General features: G+C 45.8%; 23 protein-coding genes. All 23 read right to left on the bottom strand.

What is annotated here, in order from left to right; genetic code table 11:
* Positions 1-5: 5 nt before the first annotated feature.
* Complete coding sequence (locus ACQEXP_RS14300) at positions 6-3,878, bottom strand: YhdP family protein (protein WP_426970596.1); 3,873 nt, start codon at positions 3,876-3,878, stop codon at positions 6-8.
* A 9-nt stretch (positions 3,879-3,887) separates the two neighbouring features.
* A complete protein-coding gene (gene rng, locus ACQEXP_RS14295; protein ID WP_269377961.1) occupies positions 3,888-5,357 on the bottom strand; it encodes a ribonuclease G in 1,470 nt (489 codons plus the stop codon).
* Positions 5,358-5,376: 19 nt separating this feature from the next.
* Positions 5,377-5,937: a Maf family protein gene (locus ACQEXP_RS14290; RefSeq protein WP_426970595.1), complete on the bottom strand. Its 561-nt coding sequence runs from the start codon at positions 5,935-5,937 to the stop codon at positions 5,377-5,379.
* A gap of 3 nt (positions 5,938-5,940) precedes the next feature.
* Positions 5,941-6,429 (bottom strand): rod shape-determining protein MreD, encoded by a 489-nt coding sequence (mreD, locus tag ACQEXP_RS14285; RefSeq protein ID WP_269377959.1) that lies wholly within the window; start codon positions 6,427-6,429, stop codon positions 5,941-5,943.
* A 5-nt stretch (positions 6,430-6,434) separates the two neighbouring features.
* Complete coding sequence (gene mreC, locus ACQEXP_RS14280; RefSeq protein WP_269377958.1) at positions 6,435-7,304, bottom strand: rod shape-determining protein MreC; 870 nt, start codon at positions 7,302-7,304, stop codon at positions 6,435-6,437.
* Positions 7,305-7,357: 53 nt separating this feature from the next.
* A complete protein-coding gene (locus tag ACQEXP_RS14275) occupies positions 7,358-8,401 on the bottom strand; it encodes a rod shape-determining protein (RefSeq protein WP_004747218.1) in 1,044 nt (347 codons plus the stop codon).
* 152 nt (positions 8,402-8,553) lie between these two features.
* Positions 8,554-11,712 (bottom strand): DUF6701 domain-containing protein, encoded by a 3,159-nt coding sequence (locus tag ACQEXP_RS14270; protein WP_426970593.1) that lies wholly within the window; start codon positions 11,710-11,712, stop codon positions 8,554-8,556.
* Positions 11,712-12,131: an MSHA biogenesis protein MshP gene (locus ACQEXP_RS14265; RefSeq protein WP_426970592.1), complete on the bottom strand. Its 420-nt coding sequence runs from the start codon at positions 12,129-12,131 to the stop codon at positions 11,712-11,714. Before ACQEXP_RS14265 ends, ACQEXP_RS14270 begins: the two co-directional genes overlap by 1 nt.
* The gene (locus tag ACQEXP_RS14260) at positions 12,121-12,846 is read right to left on the bottom strand and encodes a PulJ/GspJ family protein (protein WP_426970591.1); all 726 of its coding nucleotides are present in this window, start codon (positions 12,844-12,846) and stop codon (positions 12,121-12,123) included. Before ACQEXP_RS14260 ends, ACQEXP_RS14265 begins: the two co-directional genes overlap by 11 nt.
* Positions 12,846-13,382, bottom strand: a complete 537-nt coding sequence (locus ACQEXP_RS14255) for a type IV pilus modification PilV family protein (protein ID WP_426970589.1) — start codon at positions 13,380-13,382, stop codon at positions 12,846-12,848. Before ACQEXP_RS14255 ends, ACQEXP_RS14260 begins: the two co-directional genes overlap by 1 nt.
* Positions 13,382-13,855 carry a prepilin-type N-terminal cleavage/methylation domain-containing protein gene (locus tag ACQEXP_RS14250; RefSeq protein ID WP_426970587.1) on the bottom strand — a complete coding sequence of 158 codons (474 nt, stop codon included), beginning with the start codon at positions 13,853-13,855 and terminating at the stop codon, positions 13,382-13,384. Before ACQEXP_RS14250 ends, ACQEXP_RS14255 begins: the two co-directional genes overlap by 1 nt.
* A 132-nt stretch (positions 13,856-13,987) precedes the next feature.
* On the bottom strand, positions 13,988-14,503 hold the full coding sequence (locus ACQEXP_RS14245) for a type II secretion system protein (RefSeq protein ID WP_426970585.1): 516 nt from the start codon (positions 14,501-14,503) through the stop codon (positions 13,988-13,990).
* A gap of 32 nt (positions 14,504-14,535) precedes the next feature.
* The gene (locus ACQEXP_RS14240; protein ID WP_269377951.1) at positions 14,536-15,102 is read right to left on the bottom strand and encodes a prepilin-type N-terminal cleavage/methylation domain-containing protein; all 567 of its coding nucleotides are present in this window, start codon (positions 15,100-15,102) and stop codon (positions 14,536-14,538) included.
* Between the two features lie 69 nt (positions 15,103-15,171).
* Positions 15,172-15,660, bottom strand: coding sequence for an MSHA biogenesis protein MshF (locus ACQEXP_RS14235; RefSeq protein ID WP_426970583.1), 489 nt, complete (start codon positions 15,658-15,660; stop codon positions 15,172-15,174).
* A complete protein-coding gene (locus ACQEXP_RS14230; RefSeq protein WP_426970582.1) occupies positions 15,644-16,864 on the bottom strand; it encodes a type II secretion system F family protein in 1,221 nt (406 codons plus the stop codon). Before ACQEXP_RS14230 ends, ACQEXP_RS14235 begins: the two co-directional genes overlap by 17 nt.
* Positions 16,865-16,872: 8 nt before the next feature.
* Entirely contained in the window at positions 16,873-18,597 is a 1,725-nt protein-coding gene (locus ACQEXP_RS14225; RefSeq protein WP_426970580.1) for a GspE/PulE family protein, read from the bottom strand.
* The gene (locus tag ACQEXP_RS14220; protein WP_426970578.1) at positions 18,587-19,633 is read right to left on the bottom strand and encodes a tetratricopeptide repeat protein; all 1,047 of its coding nucleotides are present in this window, start codon (positions 19,631-19,633) and stop codon (positions 18,587-18,589) included. The genes ACQEXP_RS14225 and ACQEXP_RS14220 overlap by 11 nt, the downstream gene beginning before the upstream one ends.
* Positions 19,634-19,636: 3 nt before the next feature.
* On the bottom strand, positions 19,637-20,476 hold the full coding sequence (locus ACQEXP_RS14215) for an ExeA family protein (protein ID WP_426970576.1): 840 nt from the start codon (positions 20,474-20,476) through the stop codon (positions 19,637-19,639).
* Between the two features lie 5 nt (positions 20,477-20,481).
* Positions 20,482-22,146 carry a pilus (MSHA type) biogenesis protein MshL gene (mshL, locus tag ACQEXP_RS14210; RefSeq protein ID WP_426970574.1) on the bottom strand — a complete coding sequence of 555 codons (1,665 nt, stop codon included), beginning with the start codon at positions 22,144-22,146 and terminating at the stop codon, positions 20,482-20,484.
* A 15-nt stretch (positions 22,147-22,161) separates the two neighbouring features.
* Entirely contained in the window at positions 22,162-22,491 is a 330-nt protein-coding gene (locus ACQEXP_RS14205; protein WP_426970572.1) for an MSHA biogenesis protein MshK, read from the bottom strand.
* Positions 22,484-23,134 carry a type II secretion system protein GspM gene (gspM, locus tag ACQEXP_RS14200; protein ID WP_426970570.1) on the bottom strand — a complete coding sequence of 217 codons (651 nt, stop codon included), beginning with the start codon at positions 23,132-23,134 and terminating at the stop codon, positions 22,484-22,486. The genes ACQEXP_RS14205 and gspM overlap by 8 nt, the downstream gene beginning before the upstream one ends.
* Entirely contained in the window at positions 23,134-24,570 is a 1,437-nt protein-coding gene (locus ACQEXP_RS14195) for an MSHA biogenesis protein MshI (protein WP_426970568.1), read from the bottom strand. The genes gspM and ACQEXP_RS14195 overlap by 1 nt, the downstream gene beginning before the upstream one ends.
* A 6-nt stretch (positions 24,571-24,576) precedes the next feature.
* Entirely contained in the window at positions 24,577-26,586 is a 2,010-nt protein-coding gene (gene csrD / locus ACQEXP_RS14190; protein WP_426970566.1) for an RNase E specificity factor CsrD, read from the bottom strand.
* Positions 26,587-26,631: the final 45 nt, after the last annotated feature.

Here is a 26,631-nt window from a genome sequence, read left to right as displayed (position 1 = left end):
AATCCTTACTTGATCGCTTCTCTTAGCGTTTCAGGGAGTTTAAATTCCCCTTTACTACGTGACAATTCTTTCACTATAGGGGCATCTAACGGGCCTTTCACCTCATAGTTAACCTGAGTAAAGACTTCGACCACAGGAGAGATAACTGTCGTAATCGCCAAGACATAAAGCGCTGTTTGCGGTGTGACCGCGAATGCAGTTAACACCGGAATACCGGAGGTAATGTCAGGAGTGAAATTCACCTCAGCATCGACGGTTCTCGTATTTAGGTTAGCGAGGCCTTTAATTGTCATCTCACCCGCTACCGCATCCATCTTGATATCATTAGTTAAGAACACACCGTTACGGATAGAACCACTGCCCGTGATGGAGTTAAATGCCATACCTTTGTCAAAAACATCACTAAAGTCGAGCTGCATTTTACGAATGATCGAATCAAGGCTGAACAAGCCCAATAAACGCGCGGCACCACTGACATCGGAAATCGTTCCTTTACCCAGTTTGGTGTTAACTTCACCTTTGAGGGTATCAATTTTACCTGACCAAGGAGAACCATCCCACTCGACCTTAGCATTGAGCTCAAATGGTGCCTTTTGGATACCTGAAGAGATACCAAATCGCTCCATAACATCACTGTTGTTTTCGCCAGACATCGACACATCGAAACGAGTATGGCTTAGGGTGTCGTTCAACTGCCACCATCCTTTCATATCGACCTTGTTGCTGCCGCTTTCAAAAGTCAGCTTCTTCCACTCCAACTTCTCGCCCTGTCGCTGCAAATCGAGGTGAGTCTTACCGACTTTATACCCTTGGAACCAAAAATCATCGATGGCGAGAGTGATATTCGGTACTTGCTGATGGAAGGTTCGATCAAAATGGCTGATCAACGGCGCTTGCTGAGCGTCACTGTCAAACATGGTTTTATCTTTGTACTCGGCCGAATCCAATTTAGGAACGTAAACATGCAGACGCTGGAGTGAAACCGATAAGTCATACGGCTCAAGGTAAGATGCTTCACCTTTTGCCTCCTGACTATCTAAACTCATGTACCAACCAAGCCCTTTTCTCTTAGCCGAGAAATCGACATCGTTCCACTCAATACCCGCTAAAGTCAGCTCCTTGGCATCAATATCAATTCTAGCTGGTAGGGGAATCTCTGGCGTATTCATCTGGGCCAACACGGCTTCTGAAGGCCCTTGCTCACTCGCCAGTAGATCAATCCATTGGTCGAGATCTAGCTTGTTAAGCCTGATCTGAGCCTGATGCCCAGCAACCGGACTAATTTTGAAGCTACCTTTGCCTAAAACAAGATTCGTATCGGTCAACACTGGCGTGTCTGGTCGAATATCAATTTCGGCTTGATATTTAAAGTTAGGCAATTGTACGCGAGCCGTAATGCTTTCTTGGTTACCTGACGCTTGCAGTCGTCCTTTGCCTGCCATTCCGCTTGCTTTCGCTAAAGGCGCTGGAAAATGGCTGGTAATCGATTTTAGATCGGCTTCAGTATCTATCTGATAAGTGAAACCAATGTCATTAAGCTGAATGTCGATATCCATCTGCCAAGGCGCATGACCTTCCAGAGGATCAAGCCAGCGGTTGCCCAGATAAGGAGTTAGAGGTTCTACATCCCAATCACCCACCACATTAATCGCTACACCATACCCTTGAGCAATGTTCTCCCCACGAAAATCAATCGAAACGGGCTGAGTGAGTAGATCGGCGGATAAACCAGCAGCACTGACAACATCGTTATCAAATTCTACCCTTCCCGACACCGCTTCTAAGGTCATCGGTGGTGATTCAATGGTGACGTGATTTTCGGCAAGATCGGCGTATCCCCAAGCTCTTGCTTCCTTATCGGCACTAAACGGGATATTAAGCTGGAAACTGGATTCAACGGTGCCATCTACCTGAATCGCCGTTAGCGCTGCGCCAACTGAATCCACTAGCGGAGAGGCAGTCATATAATCTCTGACCGCATTCCCTTGTGCGATAGCCTGCGCTTCGATCTCTATATGCCCACCTTCGGCCAATTCTGGAATACGACCAGTAATGCGCTTGGCTGTCACATCCATCAGGGTCGCACTGCGCGAATCTAGGTACATTGCGTCGTTTTGAAACAACAGATCAAGCTGCAGATCGGTAATTGGTGGCCACGCCGTATCAAAACTGAATTTTGCTTGTTTGAGTCCAACCCAAGCCTGAAACATACCGTCATTATTTTTATACGGAAAGTCAGCGAGCTCCCCATACCATAGCAACTTCGCCGCATTGACTTTACCACCTTGGATGGCAGTGCTGAGATAGTCTGTAAGTTCATATCCCAATGCTAATGTGGGCAAATAACGCCAAGTTTCACCAGCATTGAAAAGATTGGCCTCAGCATAGAAGGAAAGAAACGGGCTTTTGTTATCTGGAAAATCAAGACGAAACGCGCCAAGCACTTGTAAATCAGGCGTCGCCGCAGTGACTTTATCTGCCCATAGACTCCAACCCGCATCGTTTTTTTGCCATACAATATCAACCTGCCCTTGCTTGATATTTAACGGGGCTTGAAACACTTCACCATAAGGTAAAACATCGTCGATTAAGTTAACGCTCGCCTTAGCTTGAGTTGGGGTACCAGAAATCGATGCCGATAGATGGTGAATACCCGGCAGCAACTCCCATTGTGACATGGTGCCTTGAGATAGCTGTGCCGAATACTTCAGCGAATCTATTGATTCCCCCATAGACACTCGCACATCTTCAATTAAACCACCCAAAGATAACTTCTGAAGTAGCTCTGTGGTGGTTTTAGAATCAGGTGCTAGTTTAACTAACGGGGTAATAGCCGAAATATCCAGTTGAGATACGTTCAATCGCCACTGATCAGGTTGCCAGTCAAAGGCTGCGTCAAGCACAGGCCACTGCTTGTCGTCCGTACTCAGATTGAGTGAGTGAGCATTAACTTGCCAACCATCTGACTTAGGTTCTAACTCAAGAACTCCAGATTCAATCCACAGTTCGTGCCGTTGTCCTTCCTTCCAACTCAATTCAGAAGATTCAAGTTCAACATAGGCACTGACTGGCTGGCTTCGTTCCAACGTTAACCAACTGCTAAAACTCAGTTGGCCTTTTTCAATACCAGTTTCAGTCTTAAGATACTTTGTTAGCCAAGGAGTCACTAAGACGTTTTGAGCGGATACATAGAACTCACCACTCACATCAATGAGCGAGCCAAAATCAACAAAATCGGCTCTAACTTGCGCCGAATTGAGTTCACTATTGGCCAAACTGATTTCGCCATCCGCTAAGTGCTGACGACCATTGTTTTGCCATTTAAGTTTAGCGATCGCTAGCGTGCGAGGCGTTCCATCGATACCGAGAAAATCAATTTTCGACTGAGTTAGAGAGAAACTGTCGAGCTGGCGTAGAAGGAGTTTGTCTAGCTGCTCCAATACCCCTTTCTGCTCGCCTTGAGGCTTCAATTCCGGCGATTCCTCAGTATTCGCCCACTCAACCGATGTGATATCAAGATTGAGTTGATAGATTTTGAGCTCAGCAACGACTGGCTCTCTCTGAATCAATGACTGGAATAGATCAAGTTCTACTTCAACGGTATCTGCAGAAAAATGAATACCACTGCTCTCAGGCGTATTGGCCTTGACCCCTTTTAGGGATATCGAAGGGTGCGAATTTCGCCAAAAACCATGTAAATCAGACACTTCGAAATCAAGTCCTGAGCCCTGATTGATCCAAGCCTGAATTTGCGGTTGGAAATGGTTGAGTTGAGGTAAGGTTATACGCAGCACTGTAACGGTAATCGCTAAAAACACTAATACCGTTACAGTGAACCAAAGAAATATTCTAAGCAGGCGAGTGGTAGTTGAGCTCACAAACAACCTTTACATCATTACAACATCGAATTGTTCTTGAATGTACAAAGGTTCTGCCTGAATTTTTACTTCTTTACCAATAAAGACTTCAAGCTCTGCCAATGCATGAGATTCATCACCATGTAAGGTATCTGCAACGGCTGGGGATGCGTAGACAACAAACTTATCCGCATCGTAAGCACGATTGACGCGAGTAATTTCGCGTAGGATCTCATAACACACAGACTCAACAGTTTTAACGCTGCCACGACCTTCACACGTAGGGCACGAAGAACACAAGATGTGCTCAATGCTCTCGCGGGTACGCTTACGGGTCATTTCAACCAATCCAAGCTGAGTAAAACCATTGATATTGGTTTTGACACGATCTTTGTTTAGCGCGGCTTCCAACGATGTAAGAACACGGTTGCGATGCTCATCTGATGCCATATCGATGAAATCGATAATAATAATCCCGCCAAGATTACGTAATCTTAGTTGACGCGCAATCGCCTGAGTCGCTTCGATATTGGTGTTGAAAATCGTCTCTTCGAGATTACGTCGCCCAACGAACGCACCCGTGTTGATATCCACCGTTGTCATTGCTTCAGTTTGATCAATGATCAGATAACCACCTGATTTCAAATCCACTTTACGCTCAAGAGAGCGTTGAATTTCATTCTCGGTGTCATACATATCAAAGATTGGTTTGTCGCCTTCGTACAGCTCTAGCTTTTCGGTTAATTCAGGGACATATTCCGAAGTGAACTCTTTGAGATTCTCGAATTCTGTACGAGAGTCGACCAAGATTTTGTTAAGTTCCGTGCCGACAAAATCACGTAAGATACGTTGAGAAAGACCAAGTTCGCCATATAGCGTCGAACGTGTTTTGTACTTACTGCGACGTTCAATGACTTTTGACCATAGACGCTTCAGGAAAGCGGCATCTTGGGAAAGCTCTTTTTCATCCGCACCTTCAGCCGCCGTACGGATGATAAAACCGCCGTTTTCATCACAGTAGTGACCGACCACTTTTTTCAGTCGATTGCGTTCTTCTTCACTCTCAATTCGCTGCGACACTCCAACATGGCTTGCCCCAGGCATAAAGACTAGGTAACGCGACGGCAGCGTAATATCTGTCGTTAGGCGTGCTCCTTTTGTTCCGAGAGGATCTTTTACCACTTGAACCACAATGTCCTGACCTTGGCGTACCAATTCAGAAATGTCACGAACCTGAAACTGCTGCTTCTCATTTTCAGCAACGCACTCAGTATGTGGAACGATATCCGACGCGTGAAGAAAGGCCGCCTTCTCTAAGCCGATATCAACAAATGCAGCCTGCATACCCGGTAGGACTCGGCTCACTTTGCCTTTATAGATGTTTCCGACAATTCCGCGTTTTGCTTCACGTTCAACATGGATTTCTTGTAGGGTTCCCCCTTCAATCATGGCCACTCGAGTTTCACTCGGGGTCACGTTGATAAGCAACTCTGCACTCATGAGCGCACCTCAAAATAAATTATAAAAATTTTTGCAAGAGCTGGTCGGTTTCATAAAGAGGTAGGCCCACAACCGCGTAGTAACTTCCTTCTATACGCGTTACAAATCGCCCACCAATTCCTTGAATACCATAACTACCAGCTTTATCGCACGGTTCACCCGTTTGCCAATATTGTTCTATTTCTTGTTCTGACAGGGTTTTAAACCATACGTCTGTAGAGACCACTACAGTTTCTTGAATCTCTTGTGTTGCGACAGTCACCGCTGTCATCACCTGATGCGATCGTCCAGAAAGCATCAATAGCATTTGTTTAGCATGCGCCAAGTCATGCGGCTTTTCCAATACCATATCGTCACAAACAACGATGGTATCCGAGCCAATCACCACGGATTCTGGTTCAAGCTTAACCGCAGCCATGGCCTTATCTTTAGACAGACGCGCGACGTATTGCTGCGCACTTTCTCCTGTCTTGAGACACTCTTCTACGTCGGTAACAACAACAGAAAATGAGTAGCCTAACTGTGAAAGGAGCTCTTTGCGTCTCGGCGAACCTGAGGCCAAAATCAGTGATGTATTCATTTATTATCGTATATGCCAATGGCGTCTAACACGACGCATTAAGAGGAACATCCATGGCCAAAGTATGCAGTTAATCAAACCACTCCAAAGAGAGACTGGATTAAACGTGACATCCTGAATCAAATACTCACCACAGAAGATCAGTACATCCAAGACCATCGACATAATGCCAATTAAAATGGCTTGCTGCCAAAGAGCCATGTTGCGAATCACAAGGAAGTTCAACGCCACCAGATAGACCACGATAGACATCATCATACCGCGAATTCCTAGCGTTGAGCCGAGCAACAAGTCCCACAGAAGACCCAAAATCAGAGCACTGCCGACATTCACTCTATGAGGCAGAGCCAAAACCCAATAGCAAGCTACTAACAGCAACCAAGATGGGCGTAGTAGGTCAAGCATACCAGGCCAAGGAATGGTCTGGAGCGTCAATGCGATTAAGAAAGAGCAAGCAATGACAAGCTTACCTTTTAGTACACTATTCGCCATTGGTATTACTCCTCCAAATTCTCAGGCAGTACTTGTTGGATCTTCTCCTGACGAGAATCATTCGGCCATATCAATAGCAAGTAACGTAAGCGTTCAAAATCGACCACAGGCTCCGCTTCAACCACAGCAAATTCACGAGCAGTATCTCGCTCAACCTCGGCAACATGTGCCACAGGGAAGCCTTCTGGATAAATGCCACCTAAACCGGATGTCACTAATAGATCACCCTCTTCAATATCTAAACTGATTGGGATGTGATCAAGATTGATACGATCTGACTTACCATTGCCCGAAGCGATAACTCGAATATCATTGCGAATCACTTGCACAGGAATTGCGCTGAGGCTATCAGTCAACAGCAACACTCGGCTGTTGTGAGCCGACACGAAGGTCACTTGACCCACGATGCCTTTTTCATTGGCGACTGGTTGTCCGACATAAACACCGTCAATCTGACCTTTATCTATCACTACTTGGTGACGATATGGCGAGGTATCAACCGCCATCACTTCGGTCACCACTTTGCGTTCATCTCGAATAAATGATGAACCCAGTAGTTTTCGTAATCGCTGGTTTTCTTCACGATATTGATCAAGCAACAGTAGATCGTTTTTAAGGCGTAACACCTCGCGCTTCAGCGTACGAGTGCTTTCCATATAATCTTGACGGATGTTAAAACGCTCATAAGCGCCATCAAACATCACGCGAGGAACATCCGCTAAATATTGGATTGGGGCTACTACACTATTGAGCAGATAACGTACTTGGGCAAATGCGCCTAAACGACTATCAGCCAGCATTAGGCTGGCTGATAGAATGACGGCAAAAAACAGACGTAGCTGAAGTGAAGGTCCCCGGCCAAAAATAGGCTTCATAGAATATGAGATCCTTATCTTGCCAATCTTGGCGTAACGCCAAGATCAATCAATTATTCTTCGCTAAACAGATCGCCGCCGTGCATATCGATCATTTCAAGAGCTTTACCACCACCACGCGCAACACACGTTAGTGGATCTTCTGCGATAACAACAGGGATACCTGTCTCTTCAGTCAGCAGACGATCAAGATCTTTAAGTAACGCACCACCGCCCGTCAGTACCATACCGTTTTCTGAGATATCAGAAGCAAGCTCTGGTGGACATTGCTCAAGTGCAACCATTACCGCAGAAACAATACCGGTTAGTGGCTCTTGAAGTGCTTCAAGAATCTCGTTGGAGTTTAGGCTAAAGCTACGCGGCACACCCTCTGCTAGGTTACGACCACGAACTTCGATCTCTTCAACCTCATCACCTGGATAAGCAGAACCGATTTCATGTTTGATCTTCTCTGCGGTTGCTTCACCAATCAAGCTACCGTAGTTACGACGCACATAGTTGATGATCGCTTCATCGAAACGGTCACCACCAATACGTACAGACGAAGAGTAAACCACGCCATTTAGTGAGATAACCGCAACTTCCGTCGTACCACCACCGATATCGACCACCATTGAACCCGTTGGCTCAGAAACACGTAGACCCGCACCAATCGCTGCAGCCATAGGTTCGTCAATTAGATAAACTTCTCGAGCACCTGCACCTAGCGCAGATTCACGGATTGCACGACGCTCTACTTGAGTTGAACCACAAGGGACACAAACAAGAACACGTGGGCTTGGTTTTAGTACGCTATTGTCATGCACTTGTTTAATAAAGTGCTGAAGCATTTTTTCTGTCACATAGAAATCAGCGATAACGCCATCTTTCATTGGACGGATTGCAGAGATGTTACCAGGAGTACGGCCTAGCATCTGCTTTGCGGCGTGTCCGACAGCAGCGACACTTTTGCCCGCACGGTTGCGGTCTTGACGAATTGCAACGACAGAAGGCTCGTCTAGGACGATGCCCTGTCCTTTAACGTAGATAAGAGTGTTGGCAGTACCTAAATCGATAGATAGGTCATTTGAAAATATGCCACGAAGTTTTTTGAACATATTCTTCGCTCGTCCTGAAAGAATTATAAGATAGAAAATTGCACTAAATGTACCAATGCCTTGCCGCTACAGCAAGGCATTGAAGTGTAAACATGGGCTGAAACACGCAATTTCTAACAGATTCCTAACGATGGGCAAAAAAAACACAGAAATTACTGCCCAGTTAAGCCCGGCTCACCTCTGAAGATCACCCGATCGTTTCCTCGATAGATTCCGAATGTCACTACCGAAGAAGGATCCTCCTCGCCATTTATCTCAGCCCTATTGGCGTCTTGCCAACGGTAACGGAGCCAAGGTAGCTGATTGCTGGCATTGTCCAGCTCTAACCATACCTGCGTCTGCTGGCGAACATCTGAGGCATGAGTGGCAGTTATGGTTCGAGATTGGCCAGAAGCTATTGGACCACCATCACCTAAGGTAACCTCAAATGCGGTTTGATTAGTCTCAACCCAGATATTGCGATTATCGTCTGCATCGTTACTGCCATCCACCTGTGTGGAGCTATCGTCGGTGTTGGTAATAAAGCGACTGCCATCCCAGAACTCCACTCGCAGCGGAATTGGCAGTTCAGAGTTAGCCGTTCCACCGACACTATCCAGCCCTATTCGTCCAAAACGAATATCCGGTTGCAGTGTCAGCATGCGAGGATCGTCTTCACCTTCGGCTGGCGTTAGATAATCGACAGGATCTCTATTTGCTACTCCGGTGTCAGTTATCGAGATATTTGATGCGGTGCCAGATACACCATTAAATGGACCATCTTCGTAGCCATCTGCCGCTGCCGCCTTTTCCCAGCACAGTTCACTTTCGCAATCAGTCGAAGGCGCAGCATCATCCAATGTGAAAGTACCAATACTACGTTGTGATGTGAGTGCCCATTGTTTGCTCGGTGTGGGCGAGTTAAATCGCTCGGTAAAATCTGGCTCGAACAGAACAAAACCCGCCGTTAAATCAGAATCAAAGCTAGCATAGTTTTGCACTGCCTGCTCCTTAGCGTTTAACGCTTCAACATCAAAGGACACACCGTTAAACGGCTGATTCATATAAGCGAAAGACTGGTTGCTAGGGTAATCCCAACTAGGTGTGTTGACTACATTGAAGAACTTAGGATAGAAACGACCGATTCCCACCTGATCAGTGTCGAGATCCATCGTTAGGTAAGTTGCCCCTGTCGTAAACTGGACAGTACCAACCTCATTCCAATTGTGAGTCAGTTGTCTCGTTAAGTTACTACTATCGAATGCGGGAATTGTACTTGGTGTGACTATACCACTGGCTGCCGATGGCGTCGGGTAAATGACACGATAAGTCACATTAAGTGGACCATTATCCAAGCCATAATTGCCTGTCTGAGGGTAGTCGCATTGATCCGACGCACTGCCTTTTGAGTCACCATGTACGATAGGAATATAGCTAACAGTAAAATCATCACCAGATGGCATAAAGCCCGGGGTACCGGTGGTAGTTGCTGGGTTAAGGTTTGAGCTATTACTCACCTCAGCCACATTACAAATTGCGATTTTCCATGGTCGCGAGTAGACATCAAACTGACCTTTTAATGTACCGCCTTCTACGGGACAACGGTCATCATCACAGACAAAGCTGCTATCGATCATCGTCACTCGAATATGACCAGACTCTTTAAAGGTAAAATCAGCGTTGCGATTCGAGTCTGTTAGTTGGGCACTGAAAATGAAATCATTCGCGTCGACCAAAGCGGACGAGGGTCTTTGATAGGTAAAACTCGCCGTAGGACTTCCCGTATAACCTAATGTGATCAACTGGCCACTATTACTACACGCTTTTACATCGACACTCGCCTGATTGTTCTGACCCGCAATCACATACTGATCTGCGACCTCAAATTTATACGGCACATACTTGATCTGCTCCGTATCTTCAAACGTCCGTCCCCCTGTCGTGAGGCTCGCTTTCAGATCGTAGTCTCCAATAGTGGATGTTGGTGTGGTGGTTACTCGGTATTGAGCGATGCCGTTTGCTTCAGAAATAAAACTGATGGTTAGGTTATTCCCATTCACCTGCCCAAGTAGCGGTCGATAACCAGACACATAATTGCCTTCACTATTGAAAACATGCACCTCGACAATCTGGTCATCACCAATCTCACAGGTTAGATGATAGTTGTAGGGCTTGATTTCGATACGACTAATCTCTACTGGGGTCGAACACCCATTGCCTCTCGCATCGATTCGGCTGCTTCCATCCATTTCGATATATCTAGATGTAATCGAACCAATAATCGAGCTACTACCACTTAATCGCACGGAATGACGACTGAAGATAAAAGCGTGAATAGGCTTCGTTCCTTCACCAATATCGATGTAAGCGGAAGCACCTGACGACGCATTTTCTGCCCAGATAATGAGGTTGGCACTATCGTTGTCCTTCGTGACGAACTGGCCGTTATCGATCATGGTAAGCTTATTCACTTTAAGCCACGTCTTATTGGGGAATCTGACAATCGCATCGTTAAGTACCACCAACTCACCAATTTGATACTCACTGTTGGGGAATATGTGTACTCCGCCGCTGACTGTTACCTTGCGATAGTTATTTCCCGTAAAGGACTCTGGTGTGCTATTCCAACCTAAAGTCACACTTTGTGTGGTAGTAGATACAGATTCAATAGCAGGGCTAGCAACAATGAGTCCCGTGTCAGCCTCACAAGCTAATCCATCACAAGCTTTTTGTTCATCCCACTCTTTTACGACTTGATCAAAGCCCACTTTGCCCTGCAAAGACTTGGTGCCATATATGTTTCCGTCACCAGTAAACGTTAATGCTGAAGATGCAGCACCTTGCCAACTTTGTACGGCATAAGGTGCGATTGCACACTGTTCTGGAAACACCGGTGGCGGATTAGCTGTATTGCTACAGTTCAAATCACTAATACCATTAGAAGGAGCTGGTCTGTGAGCTCCGTTCTCGAGTGCTTGCGTTTTCTTGTCAATCAGTAACCAACCAGTGCCATCATTACGATAGTATTCAAGATCACTCATTTTTATCGAACTGTTATACTCACTCACAATCGTAATTTGGTAAGTATTACCGGTAACAAGCTGTTGTTCGTTAAAGATATAGCTGCCTGAACTTTTTTCTTCCTTTGTGTACCATAAGGTATAACCATGGCCACCTTGGTTAAGAACAAAGCTTTGATAGTTATCAGAAGCCAATACGGTAAATGAAACAGTGAAGTCTTCTTTGCCCTTATATTGACATGCAGCAAAGGTTACGGCCGAAAACAGCAATAGCGTCACGCTGATAAACAGCGACTTAATTATTCGCATCATCACTCCCTAATCCATACTTGCTGACTACGCTGCATTTGATTTATCCCTGTTCCACAATTCGCGACAGAACTAATCACGTACATCTGGCTTCCATCAACAAGTTGTCCGCCTCTTGCCTGACAACTCACTTGAACAGTTTGGCAGCTCACTGTGGTTTGAAACAACGCGATCACTGCCCCATCTATCGCCGCACATTCAGTGGCCACTGAACCCGCCCCTGCGATGTTATAGATCTCTTTTAGTGCCCACTCATTGCCAGAGTGAGCCAACAACGCAGCCTGAGTTCCCATCACATCCTTGGAATGACTGTCGCTGTTAGACCAACTGATACGACTAAGACTTGTTGCCAGAAACCCCATCACAACAAGTACAAAAATCACCACGATGTACAAATTACCACGCTGCTTTCTAAGGAACATTTAGCACCTGTATCTGCTGCTGAAAATTACTTGATTCATCACCCTGTAAGTTACTAAAAGCAATATCGATATCAACAATACCATTGGTTTGAACGGTTGCAGGAATGTAATCGAGCATTCCATCTACACCGATGTCTGATAAGGGTAAATCGTTATTACCATTCACGGCTCTGCGCAGTTGACCACCTGCCAAACAGTAATCGACGCGACCATTAGGATTATAGATGTAATGACGATTCGACACTGAATTCCCAACTAAAGAAGACGCGGCATCTGGAATTAAAAAGGTATTGTTGCTGCTAGTGACATTGGTCAGTGGGAATACATTGTTGGTCGGATTTGCTTCGGTAGGATTAATGACCAAAGTCAGTTGGTCCAGATCGTCCGTAGTGACGCCTTGCTGGCCGATAACAAACTGAATATCGTCCCCTGAAACCGCATAATAACCCGAGTCCAGAATCGGAAAAAAAGAGATACAGCTAGTGGACTGTGCAATTACGTTGTTGCTACTAAGCATGTTAGGCACCGCATGGCGAATCTCTCGCGACATTTTCTCCAATATAAATTTCGCCTGAGTTTGCAATCGCTGACGTTCGACCGTATCCGAATAGCCTCTCGCCCCCAGCTCAACGAACCCAGCAATACCCAGCACGAGAATTGCGCCAATAATTAGCGTAATCACCATTTCAATTAGCGTAAAACCTTTGACTCTCATCAGTAGTTACCTCGATAGGCATCCAAGGTTACCGGCGTCTGGTTGGCCGCAGAGACGACGAGATTAATTTTCTTTAAACTGGTTCCATCAGCATAAGTTACCTTAATATCAAGCCGAAAATTTCGGTAGCTGGTATCACCCAATAATAGGTTTAAATCTCGGCAACCATTGAGCGGCTGTTGCACCCAACATCCGTTGAAGTCGTCAACATCATTGTAGAGATCAGGTCGAATCGCATTGGCGTCTACCCCTTGATCCTCTTCCGCACCGAAATCATCTTGCGCAGTACAAGGATTGGTCACCACTTCATTACAACGTGTAAAGCCACCGCTCAAATCGCTGTTTTCATCGAATCCACGCGCCAAAATGGAGGACATCACACTTTGCCCTAACGCCGCTGCGCGTGCTTGATAATAAGGATCTGCCGAACGACTGATTTGTGGAACCAAAAAACTAACAATGGTCACCATCGCTAATCCCATAACGACAATAACGATTACGCTTTCAATCAAGGTAAAACCGCGGTATCGCTGCATTAGCACCCCCTCGGCGAAACGTAACCAATGGCATTTATTTCGACACCTGCACAAGTCCCGTCTGTAGATCGCATCTCGATGTTTACCGGGGTTGCAACGCCATCGGGATTTCCTAACAAATCAAAATTGACCAAGTTGCCAACGTTAGAGGTAAAAGTCACCCCTGCGATGACCACCCAGTCACTGCGACTATCATCGCGTAGTGCACAAGCGGCTTGCGAACCAATGCAGTCATTCATTAAACGTAAAGAAAAATTGGTATTCCCCACCACCGCATCGACATCAATATTCGATTGCATGCGGTTAACCTGAACCTGACGAATAACCGAAATTACCTGCTCTTGAGCAACAAAGGGAGAAAAGCCGGAAGTACCAGCATAACGACTGGCAGCATACGCAGAAACAATCGCAATAAGTAGGATGACAATAATCAACTCAACTAATGTAAAACCAGAGAACTTCGACTTAATCATGCCTAGTACCGTGAAGGGAGACTTTTAAAGTATATCAGTTGGTGCAAAAGAGCTGCGTGATGAGGACTGAAAGATGAGGGTATAACGTAAGAAAAAGGCCAGCGTTGCTGGCCTTTTTGCTAATTTGTATCGTTAGCCTGCAGCAGGTGCTGGTACATCACACGCAGTCGCCGCTTCCCCACCTTGTCCAGGTACAACCAATGTCACTGTTGCCGCCACATCCGCTGCCGTTGCCTCAGTGTAGCGAACACAAGCGCCGTTATAGTTAGCAATACCATAAACAATTGTCGCATCGGTACCGTTGGTACCTGTTGTGCTAAGAACAACGAACTCACCTGATTGCTCTATTGTTTCACCAATACCGTCAGTATTATCCGCAATAGGATACCCAAACGAATGCTGTACGCCACCGATAACATTTTCCGAAGTTGTTTCTACCCAACGAACTCTCTCAATACCTTCGATCGCTGCGCGCCCATATGAGATCCCCATAGAGCCAGCAACTGCTCCTCGAAATCCTTCTAAGGTTGCCTGTCGAGCATCATCTTGTAAGTTCAAAAAACGCGGTGCAGCTGTTACGGCAAGAATTCCCAGAATAACAATGACCACCACAAGTTCAATCAGAGTGAAACCGCCTTGTCTTTTCATCGTTCAAATCTCTCTATTTTGTTGTACGCGCATTACTGCAAAGTTACGGTCACACGACCCGTTTCAATTTCATAAACAAACTGATGCTCACTATTCCCTTCTTTTTGAATATAGGTACAAGTCGAGGTTGCGTCATCAGCTTGGGCTGAATACTTAATGTTAGAATCTGCATTAGCTTGGGCAACAGTGCCCACTCTTGGTGGATTCTGAAGTAGGTTAGACATGAGTTCGATACAAATATCATTGGTCAGGCCGGCAGGAAAACTATTGTCACCACTGTTGATGGCATACGGATAGCCATCTCTAAAATCACCACCGGCTTGGTCAGAACTTGTAAGCCAAAAATCAACACCGTCATAGTTCACTGTATTGCGAGTTGTACCATCAATGGTCACCGAAGGTCTCGCTTCTGCTTCCCACTGGGCTCTAGCCGATAACACGCCTGTCGCATATCCACCGGCAACACCTTCAACACTGGCTTTTTTTGCTTCATCAGTCACATCTAAAAAGCGCGGTAACGCCGCCACGGCAAGTAAACCTACTACGACAATGACCACGACCAACTCGACCAATGAAAAACCAGACTGTTTGTTAGCCATAAATTAATAACCTACTATTTAGTACACCGTATTATACGGAATTTTCTTACTTCTGCTAGAAGCCATACTTCAATTATGAGACTCAGCTAAGAATCCAACTTTAGCAGAAAACTTGTTACCGATCAGATTGATAGTGAACACTCTACCCTGCTGATAAAAATAGCTACAACTGTAGCTGGTGCCTATCGAATCATCGACTATCTTCCATGGTTCTTTACCTAGAATTTCTTTCTCTGGGTATAGAACCTCTAACCAAAAAATACAGCTATTCTGTCGGTCACTATCAAGCGGTTCAATCCATCCACTATTAGTGTAGTTCAACACCCTACCATCAATCTCTAACGGCGTATTTCTCTTTGCCAATAACCACTGCTGCTTAAAGTAACTCGCTCGTTCAACCACTCTTTGAGTCGCCAGCAAAAAAGCAGAGTCGTTGGCCTTAACTTCTACGTTCTGCCACGCGAGTAGCAAGCTAAGTGTCAGAACCATCACCACCAGCAACCAAGTAATTAATCTTGAGCGCCGAAGGAACAGTGCCGCATTAGCCCTTGATAGCATCAAGCATTCCCCACATTGGCAGGAAGATACCGAGCGCCAGCACTAACACCATACTGGCGACAATCACCAATAGTATTGGCTCGATGCGTGCAGTTAGTGTTTTTAGGTCATAGTCCACTTCTCTGTCATAGAAGTCAGCGACTTCCAGTAGTAGCTCGTCTATTCGACCCGTCTCCTCACCCACAGAAATCATCTGAATAACCAATGGTGTAAAGATGCCGCTATTAATTGCTGTCGATGAAATAGGGCTGCCCGCTTCAATTGAGGATTTCATCTCAAGAAGTCGATTCTCTAGAAATCGATTTCCTAACGCTTCCGCAGATAAAGCCAATGATTGATTGAGCGGTACCCCCGCCTTGAGCATTAAGGCAAAGGTTCTTGAAAATCGTGACAGTTGCGCTCGATTGATCAACTCTCCGACCACAGGCATTCTCAAGCGAAACTTATCCCACTTCTCACGACCATTGGCAGTCCCGATCCAAGCTTTCAGGGCAAATAAAGCACCTATCATGATAGCGACCAGTACCAACCAATAGTTAACAAAGAATTCTGACGTTGAAATGAGGATTCGCGTTGGCAGTGGCAGATCCACACCGAAACGAGCGAACATACTGGTAAACTGAGGGATCACTTTAACGTTGAGAATAAACATCGCGACCACAATAAAACTGATCACAAACGTCGGGTAACGCATCGCTGTTTTAATGCGCTTGCGTGTTTCAACTTCCTGCTCATAGTAGTTCGCCAGTTGCAGCAAGGCCTGATCAAGACGACCTGTGTTCTCACCGACATGAACCATAGAGACAAACAGTGAGCTAAACACTTTAGGATACATCTGCATTGAATTCGACAAGCTGCGACCGTTGGTTAGCTCTTGAGTGACCGCTTCAAGCGCTTCCTGAAGTTGCTTGTTGGCGCTATTTTGACTCAGCCCTTTCATCGAACGCAGCAATGGAACTCCGGCTTTAGTCAAGCTGTATAGCTGACGACAAAAAATGACCAGCACTTCCAAAGGAATCGTTGGAGTGAGCAATGCTTTAACATCAATACTGAACGCAGCCTGACCACCACCAGCCTGAATACGGGTCGGAATGATCCCCTTATTCAGCAACTGTTCGGCTACCGCATCCTGAGTCGGTGCTTCTATCGTTCCAGACGTCGCCGAGCCATCTGAGTGTCTGCCTTGATATCGAAAATGTGGCATAGTGATTCCTAGATGTAGATCGCCTGTGCAGAACCTGAAGAGTCTCCTTCTCCCAAGGTCTTCACTTCACTCAAACTGACAATGCCTTGCAGAGCTAACTCCATGGCAGAAGCAAGCAACGGTTTATAGTTAGGTGCGTTACGTGCCACGCGCGAAAAGCCTACGGCGTCATTTGCTCGAAGCATATCCATCATGTCTTGCTCAAGCTCAAGCATTTCAAACACGCCAATACGTCCTCTATAACCCGTTAGGTTGCAGTTTTGGCAACCACGACCTTTAACAAAATGACTTTCAACTTGATTAGGGAAGCGTTGAGCGATCCATTGCTTGTCTGCCACATCAAGCTCATCTTCCGTTTTACAATCTGGGCACACTTTTCTCACCAATCGCTGAGCGACGACCGCACGAACCGCACTCGCAACAAGATAACCTGGCGCCCCCATGTCCATCATGCGTAGCGCACTATCGACCGCATCATTGGTATGCAATGTACTTAGCACTAAATGCCCGGTAAGTGCAGCGCGAAGGCCAATTTCGACCGTTTCCTGATCACGCATCTCACCGACCAAGATGATATCTGGGTCTTGACGTAGAAATGTTCTCAACACAGTAGAGAAATCGAGGTCTATCTTAGGATTAACTTGAACCTGATTGACTCGCGGTAACCTGTATTCAACGGGATCTTCAGCAGTAATGATTTTTTTACCTGGCTCATTGAGTTCACTGAGTGCACCATAGAGAGTCGTTGTTTTTCCCGAACCCGTTGGGCCAGTCACTAATATCATGCCGTGAGGTCGACGTAATTGACGCCTTAACCTGACGAGTAGATCATCGGGCAAACCTGACTCTTCTAGTTTTCTCACGCCAGAAGACTGATTGAGCAGACGCATAACCACCGACTCACCGTATTGCACTGGCATAGTCGACATACGAATGTCTACCGATTGCCCTTTGGCTCGGATATTAAAGCGTCCATCTTGCGGCAAACGCTTTTCAGAAATATCTAAGTTAGCCATTAGTTTTAGACGCAGCACTAACGCTGAGGCAATGTTGACCTCATTGAGCAATGTTTCATGCAAGACACCATCGATACGCTGGCGTAGGCGCAGAACATTCGAATCTGGTTCAATGTGGATGTCCGATGCTCCCACTTGGATGGCATCTTCAAACAGTGAATTGATCAGCTTAACCACTGTCACTTCGTCACTGTCTTCACCTTCAATATTAAAATCGAAGGCTTCGGTTACCTGATGCTCCGCCTGTAACTGCTCTGCAAACGAAGCAATTTCTTTAGTTCGGCGATAGTAACGGTCAAACCCGTCCACCAGTTGTTTTTCTGGTGCGATAACAAACTCGATCGCGTATTGCGACAATTGACCGAGTAGCGCCTCCTGAGCAAACAGGTCGGCAGGATCGCTCATTGCGACTCGCAAGGTATCCATTTGACGACCAATGACCAATGCCCGCAAACGGCGAGCGTGCACTTCAGGCAGAAGTTGGACCGCATCGATATCGACATTGGCTCGACTGAGATCGATCAAGGGAATATCAAGTTGCTGAGACAAAAATGTCAGCATCTGATGCTCACTTAAGAATCCTAACTCGATTAATGTCGCACCTAATTTTCGACCCGTTGATTGCTGTGCATTTAGCGCCTGCTCAACTTGTTGTTCAGTGATAATGCCCTCTTCGACTAGCAAATCACCCAAGCGCTTTCTTAATTTAATTTTCACTGCTGGATTCCTCTAAACGGCTAATCAGAGTTAGTCGGTCTCGGATAAATTGCTGCGACTGGCTAGAGAGTCCAAGCTTAGTCAAGGCTTCATGGTAGGCGCTTTTTGCTGACGCTAAATCAAAAGCTCGCTCTTGTTGAATAGCCAGTCCTAACCACCAGCGAGCACTATCAGGCTCGATGGCAACTAGCTGCTGATAACTTTGCAGAGCCATCTCATCTTGCTTTTCTTTTTGCGCTAAAGCAGCTCGTAAAGCTAAATACTCCACTGAGGCAGATTTTGGTAGAGCACTGACTACCGTTAAAGCCACGCTGTTCTGCTGCTCTTTCATCAGCATTCTTGCCAAAGCTAAGCGCAAATCAGAATCCTCTGGGTTGAGGGCTATACCTTTTTGCAAAATTTCAGCGGCTTTTCTTACTTCTCCTTTGCCGTAATAAAGCGCAGATAAGCGTTTTCTGACTGAGGCATCGGCCGGTGTATAACGCAATGCTTCACTATAATGATTGAGTGCTTCTGAAAGATTGTTGCCATCCAGTGCTTTTTTTGCGCGCTGTCGTGCTTTATCCGACAACTGCTGTGGCGTTAAATCGACTTGTTCAATGACCACTTCACCTAATTGAGCCTGTTTAATTTGAGATGCTTGGTTGCTTGTCACTTTATTTTGAGCCAGCAAAACAGTCGAAGCTTGCTCTGGATGAGGCGTTATTTTACTCGCCTTTTGTGTTTCTATGGCTGGCTGTGACGGCTTATCTTGGCTATCCGTCCGATACAGGGCGGAGTGATTGGACGTCACTTTCTGAGTGGGTGAAGCAACCTCAATTTGCTCGCTCGCAAATTCAATGGTCTCAAGTCCATCGCTCATCGGTGCTTGCTGAGATATTGCCCAGCCACCAACCGCTAAACTCAGCGCAAAACTTCCTACCGCCCATGGCAAAACAGGACGTTGTTTCACTGGGGCGATATCAGCTTTGGTAAGTGTCACTTTCGATGACGACTCTTTAGCTAACTTGGCAAGCGCGTTATTAATTGCACTCATGATTTAACTCCACCCCCACAATAGCGGGCTCTTAAATTTAGGTTTACAACTGTCATAAGTGTCATGAATGGCAGCAAATAATTGTCGATTAGTGACAATCGCTAGCTGTTGACTGCAAGCCAACAGCAGTGCTTTATGGCAGATTTGATTAATCAATCTTGGATAACCTTTGCTTGCTCGCCATATCGCCTTCTTATGATTGAGAGAAAATAGACAAGTTTGACCACCGACTTTGCTTAGTCGGTTATCAATGTAAGCAACGGTCTCGTCAAGAGTCAGTCCGCGTAACTGAGCACTAAAAGTAATACGCTGGCGAAACTGACGTAAGTGATGCTGCGACAGACGTTCATCTAGTTCAGGCTGACCAAATAGTACCGTTTGCAACAGCTTACACCGTTCAGTTTCTAGATTGCCGAACAACCTCAACACTTCCAAAGCATCATCACTAAGCGCTTGTGCTTCATCAATCAAGACAACGACCTGCTTACCTTGCGCCGTCAACTCAATCAGACGCCCCTGAATATCATCAACAATCGATGCAGACTCACTATTATCGATACCCAGTTCACTGGCGACCGCCGCTCGCAACTGCTCTCCATCCAAAGCGGGATTAGGGACAAATACCAATTGGATATGGGGTTCAAACAGCTTTGCCATGACTCGACATATCATGGTTTTACCTGTGCCCACTTCCCCTGTCACTTTGATTAGCCCTTCCCCCATGGCTAATGCCGCCATGACTGTCTGAATCGCCTCATAATGAGGCTCTAACCCCAAAAACAATTCTGTGTCTGGCGTGAGATGAAACGGCAAGTGCTCAAAACCAAAGTGTTCGAGGTACATATATACTACTGCCCGTCAGGGAACCACTCTTGCAGCAAATCTCTAGAACGTTCCAGCTCTTTTTGCCAAGTGTTGATACCAACGACTGATGGTTTCAAAAGAATCACCAATTCGGTTTTTTGCGTCAGTTGAGTCGTATTGCGGAACAGATGCCCTAATGCAGGTACATCACCTAAAAATGGCACTTTTGACACTTGCTCAACCGTGTTCGACTTCATTAAGCCACCAATTACTACGACATCGCCATCTTGAGCACGAATCACCGAATCAGATTCACGAATCGAGCTTGTTGCTAACGGCAAGGTTAGGCGTCTCGAACCGTAATCAATTTCTTTCTGCTCTTGAGTCACATCAATCACAGCAGGATGAACGTGCAATAACACATTACCTTGGTCATCTATCTGCGGCGTAACATCTAACGAAATACCGGAGAAGAAAGGCGTTAGCTCTATGTCTGTTGTGGTATTCGATGTCGAACTGTTCGAATCCGTATTGGCAGAGAAATCAGTGACAAAATAACTGTCCGTACCTACCTTGATAACCGCTTTCTGATTGTTTGAGGCCGTCACCCGAGGGCTTGAAAGAACATTCAGATCACCTTGAGTTGCCATAAAGCTCAATACAGCTTCAAAACTACCGCTCGAAATAACTAAATTAGACTGACCGCCTAACAAGGTGCCTATCGCATCTAAGCCAGGCAGAGGTAAAGGCAAACCATTCGAGTCTTTGACCGTGGAGCCTTGACCTAAAGTGTAATTCGTCCCGTTTGATGTAAAGGCTTTCGACCAGTTTATTCCTTGTTGATAGCCATCACTCAAGGTCACTTCCAAAATCTTTGCTTCCAAAATAACTTGTCGGTGCATACGTTGCTGGGAGACCATTAAGAAGTTACGAATTTCTCTAATCTCATCAGGATAAGCTCTGACGGTAATCACGCTCGCCTGAGGGCTCACCACAACACCTTGTCCATTGCCAGAACCAATAAGTTGTGAAACCGCACTTTCTAACTGAGGCCAAAAATCACTTTCGTTAGTCGTTTCAATCTCCGTCCCACCTCGAGTAGAGTTAGAGTTAGTCGAGTTACTGCTAGATGAGTTCGAGTTCGAGTTTGAATTAGAATTGGATGAGTTGTTCGACGAACTGTTATCGGTATTCGTAATCGTACCGGTTGAAATCGAGGTAAGTGAACGACCAGAACGCTTGAACTGTAAGTAATCAACCGGAATAGTGACCGTTCGTAACCCCGCAGGATAAACCTGAATTACGTTACCTGACTTAGTGACTTCGTAGCCATACATGTCTTGAACTACAGATAACACTTCATCAAGAGAAACATCACTCAGATTAACTGTGATAGAGCCTGTCACCTTGGGGTGGATAGCGGCGCTAAATTCCGTTCCTTTAACCAAGCTGGTAAAAAAAGCTTTTGCTTCGACGCCATTGGCCTTGATTCGAAAACGTTTTATGGTCTTGTTTTCTGTCATGTCGTCATTGGCAAGTTCCGGCATCAAGTCAGCCTCAACAGAAGGCGGCAGAGTTTCAAGGCTGCGGCTATTTTGCTCATTGATCGCTTGATTGAGAGTGCTTTTCGCTTCTATCGGATCGCGATGTCCCATGGAGCAACCAGCCAATATAGATGTAATCGTAATTGCGATAGCGAGTTTACGCATATGTTTCCACTGACCTTACTGTTTAATTTCCATAGAAAAGAGTTCTAATTTCCATTGCTGTTCACCGAGAGACAAAATGACAGCATCTGACTGAACTTGATTAATTCGGTAGCCATTAATTTTTTCACCCATCCCCCTTACCTGACCAGAAAGAGTCGCCAGACAATGTTGCTCACCAGAACAGACGATAGCTTGAAGCTCTGGTAGGGGTGGACGCACCTTTTGCTTCGGTTTCTCACCCGTCGGCCGTTGAGCTTCCCAACCCAGAGGCGCTGTAGGATCTTGTGCTGACCAAACAGTCGTTGAAATGAGCATGAATACTGCAAACAGCCACTTTCTATCCACCAATAAACTCCTGTCTGGAACCTAGGGTATACACTTCAAGAACTAAACGGGCTTCAGGATACGCTTCAACCGTATATCGAAAGCTTCGCCAGTAGTATTTCATCGGTAAGTTTTCTAGCGTTTCTAAATACTCAACGATGGCGAAATAGTTCCCCGTCACTTCGAGTCTGACTGGATGTAAGTAGTAACTGGACAGGGTTTCAGATTGTTCATTACTTACTATTGGCTCAGCTTGCATTGATTCGAGCGCGACCAGCTTTAAACCTTTTGTCCCTGATAAGACATCTTCTAGCAGTAGCGCCATTTCGCTCGGTGAAATCAGATTCTCAACGATCTCTGCAAGTTGCTCAGATAGACTCTGGCTTTCAGACATCAAACGCTTGAACTCCAGATTGAGTTCTTGGTCTGGATCCTTTTTAAGTTTAGCCGTCATTAATAATATGTCGGCTTCTAAACGTTGTGCATCGAGCTTAGTGGCAGTGATCTGTTTCATCACCGCTTGATTGTTTTTTAAGATCGGCTCAACCAATACAACATATATTCCTAGTCCAAACACCACGACGCCACATAGAGCGACCAGCCACTTCTCCCGCTGACTTAACTGAGCAAACTTGTCTTGCCACTGTTGCCAATACTGCTGCATTATTCGCTCTCCTGAGTCGTCTTTAGTTCAAACGTGATAATGCCTTGTTCATTGCGACCTATTTTGAGTTTTTCAAACGTCCTCCCTACGAGGTCTAACTCAGATTTGAATTGATTGACCCAATTAGGGATCGCTTGGGGATTTCTGGCTAAACCAACCAGATCAAGCGTGGCGGCATCAATCGAGATCTCACTCAACGAAATATCGTTGCGACCTAAAGCCGCCAAAGAACGCATCACACCGGAATAACCGACTTGCTGTGTTTCATCAAACTCACTGACCGCTTTGAGAGAGTTTCGCTTCGCTTCTATTTCTAGCTTTAACCTTGCTACCGCCGCAACTTTGGCAGGGGTCGGTTTATGCTGACTAAGGCGTTGGTTCAACACCGCGGTTTGTTTTTCAAACTCTGCAACCTGTGATCGATATAATTGCAGTTCTTGAGTTAACTGAGTTTTCTGGTACATCAATGCGGCGCTGCTGAGCAATAGAAAAACACTTAACACTCCCCAGATGAGAGCAACATTGCGTAGGGTGAAATAGTCTTTCTTTGTTTTGAGATCTTCTGGGAACAGGTTGATCTGTGCATTTTGTAAACTTTGAACGATTCCAACCAGAATTTCTCCTGATTGCTGTCCCAACTCCGATAGCTGTGAGACTTTGACACTAAGCGTATCGTTTAAAGCGTCAACGATTTGCTGCTGCTCTTCATCATCACAACAGATGTACATTTGGTGCAAAGAAACACTGCGTAACTGTGACGAAAGGTAATCAATCGAACGTTGCAACTCTAGCGCGATACCATCTAACTGTAAGAGGCTACTTGCAACACCCGTCAATGGTGAGGCAATGCCTCGTATCGTACGTTGGAATGCACATTGCGACTCAACAAATGCACTGACTCTGAACTGACTTTGCCTGCTGCGTTGAAGTAATAAGAAGTTTTTATTCTCACTCGCATGACCCCAGACTTCGTCCTCAACCATAATTCTCGACAACTCTATGTTGAGTGATTTGAGACCGTAATATAAGTTGACTACTGCACTACGCGAAAATACGTAGACTTGCAGTTTACTGCTGTTAGGCAGAGCCACAGCGTCTGCCACAATATCGGTCACTCGCTCGCTAACAAGATCTTTGAGTAGGAATGGCAAAGCCCCAGCAAGTTCGTTCTCTGGAACACTTGGCTTTTCTATCTGGTAGGTTTGGTACAGGTTGGAGTTGAGCACGACATCAAGCACAACCCCTGACACATTCGCATCTCGCAAAGCATCCAATAATGTTTCATGCCACGTAGCCCCCTGATAAGGAACCGATAATGCTAGCTCAACACCAGGCAATGATGAAAAATAGAGTGCACTCGGCTGAACAACAACGCTCAGACGCTTTGCCGTTTCGTTACTGCGCTTAAATTTGCTAATCAGTGATTGAATGTTCATTCTGCTCTATGTTCTTCTCCAGCGATTGCGCCGACCAGCTTGTACTTTGTTCGAAGATGGACTGACATTCATGCTGCTAGCTTCAAGTGGCAGCATCTGTTTCTCTGCACATAAGTAGCGACCCTGTATACCGTGCACGCCCAAATCTAAAATCGTTTTATGCTCTTGTTTATTATCGACACCAACGGCGATTACCTGAGTTTTAAGTCCATCACATGCACCCAGTAGACTGCGGACAAACAACTGGTTTTCATGCCGCTGATCGATCTTTTTAATGAGACTTCGATGGAGCTTCAAATAGCTAACCGGTAGCTCTTTAAGGTAATGGGTACTGACGATTGAACGGCCAGCTTGCCCTACTGCCACTTGGCACCCTAAACCAGCAATCATCTTGCTCACTGGACGCATGTAATCCAGATGCTTAACCAAACGAGCTTCAGCAAATTCAAATATTAGCCTCGCTCTTTGCTCCGACGGCAATTGCAGGAGTTCATCTCTGAACCACTTGAAGTAACCTCGATCGGCAAATGGAACAACATGCAAATTGATGGCGTAAGTTGCTGAATCATTTGACTGAGCGAGGTAGCGTCTAATTGTTGTGATTGTCGCCGTATCAAGTCGAGCTTCGTAGCCCACAGATTCTATTGCTGAATTAAATCGCGACGCCTTAATCACTCCCTTATCCGGGTCATTAATGCGTGCAAACAGCTCAAAATGGTCAACTTTCTTATCTTGCTGTTGGTTCAGGAGATAACAAGGCTGGGAGAATATGTACAGGTTCTCAGGTTTTAGCACCACATCGAATAACGTTCGCCAACGGACACTGCCTCGCTCTTCATCTGCTTCAATGTGTTTTTGAAAACGACTCCAAGTATTGATGCCTTGTAATTGTGCACTTTTTAACGCAGTTTCAGCTTCATCAATAATTCGCCCTTGGCTCTCTGCCTCACGGTACATACTGACACCAATATGCACCCAATTATCGGTTTCAAGGGGAGAAGGAGGATCAAGTTTGGCTAACTGTTTTAAACAATGGCCAGCCATATTGGACACTTCTTTAGTCGACAAATTAGGCGCAAAAATAGCAAAATCCGAACTGTAGTAACGAGAAAGAATCACATCTGGATATCTCTGTATCACGTTATTCAGTCCTTCACCCACTTCAATGAGAAAGTCGTTCGCCACCTGCTTACTTTGCTCAACTTGAATCGCTTCCCAATCATCTACCCGAATGATCAAAACGCCACCATGGGACCCATGCTCAGACAAAGCCGCTTCCAATTTACTATCGAATAGCACTCGATTGGCCGCCCCCGTTAACTGATCCAAGAAGGTCTGCGAGCGGATAAAGGTATCAAAACGACTTCGCTCCTGACGCGCATCTTGAAGTTCTTCTATAAGTCGATCGAGTGCTTCACTGGCAGTATAAGGCCACTCTTTGACATCGCCTTGCGCATACTCCTCCACTCGACCCGCTAATATCATTCGGCCACGCTCTTCAAGCAGCTCAGAGCCATGCAGTTGATCCTTAAGCCACTGAAGACCACGATGCAGACAGAAGACGATCAGTGCAACAGCTAAGGTAATCGACCACAGTGCTTGCATTGAGTATCCATAACCAATATACGGTGGGACCGCTTTAAAGCGAATGCTATAGCCGTCATTGCGCTCCAAAGTGTATTGAGTCTGGTATAGCAGAGAGGCGTCTATTTTGGAGGTTGTGTCTTTGAATCGATAAATCACCCCGTAAGACGAGTGCAACTCCATCTCGACAATGTTCGAGGCTTGAAGCATTTTAGGCATCCATCGCTGTAGAGAATAGGCCGCATCTGGGTCTTCCATCTCTTTATCGACAACTTCAACAATGCCTTTCAAGGAGTGCTCTAGATACTCTTGACCCAGTCGTTTAAACGACAGCGTCCCACCAAGAAATAGAATAAACATCGCACTCGTGACAATGACAGTCACAAAGGCAACGAGTCGAGTACTCAATTTTAAGGTAGGCGTGTACCTCATGGATAAAGAATTCCTTTTCTCAGCGTATGATTCAAAATTTTCAGG

The organism is Vibrio sp. TRT 1302 (genome assembly GCF_050113875.1).
Taxonomy (GTDB): domain Bacteria; phylum Pseudomonadota; class Gammaproteobacteria; order Enterobacterales; family Vibrionaceae; genus Vibrio.
The sequence above is the reverse complement of the archived record's forward strand: the minus strand, read 5'-3'. Positions and strand labels throughout refer to the sequence as shown.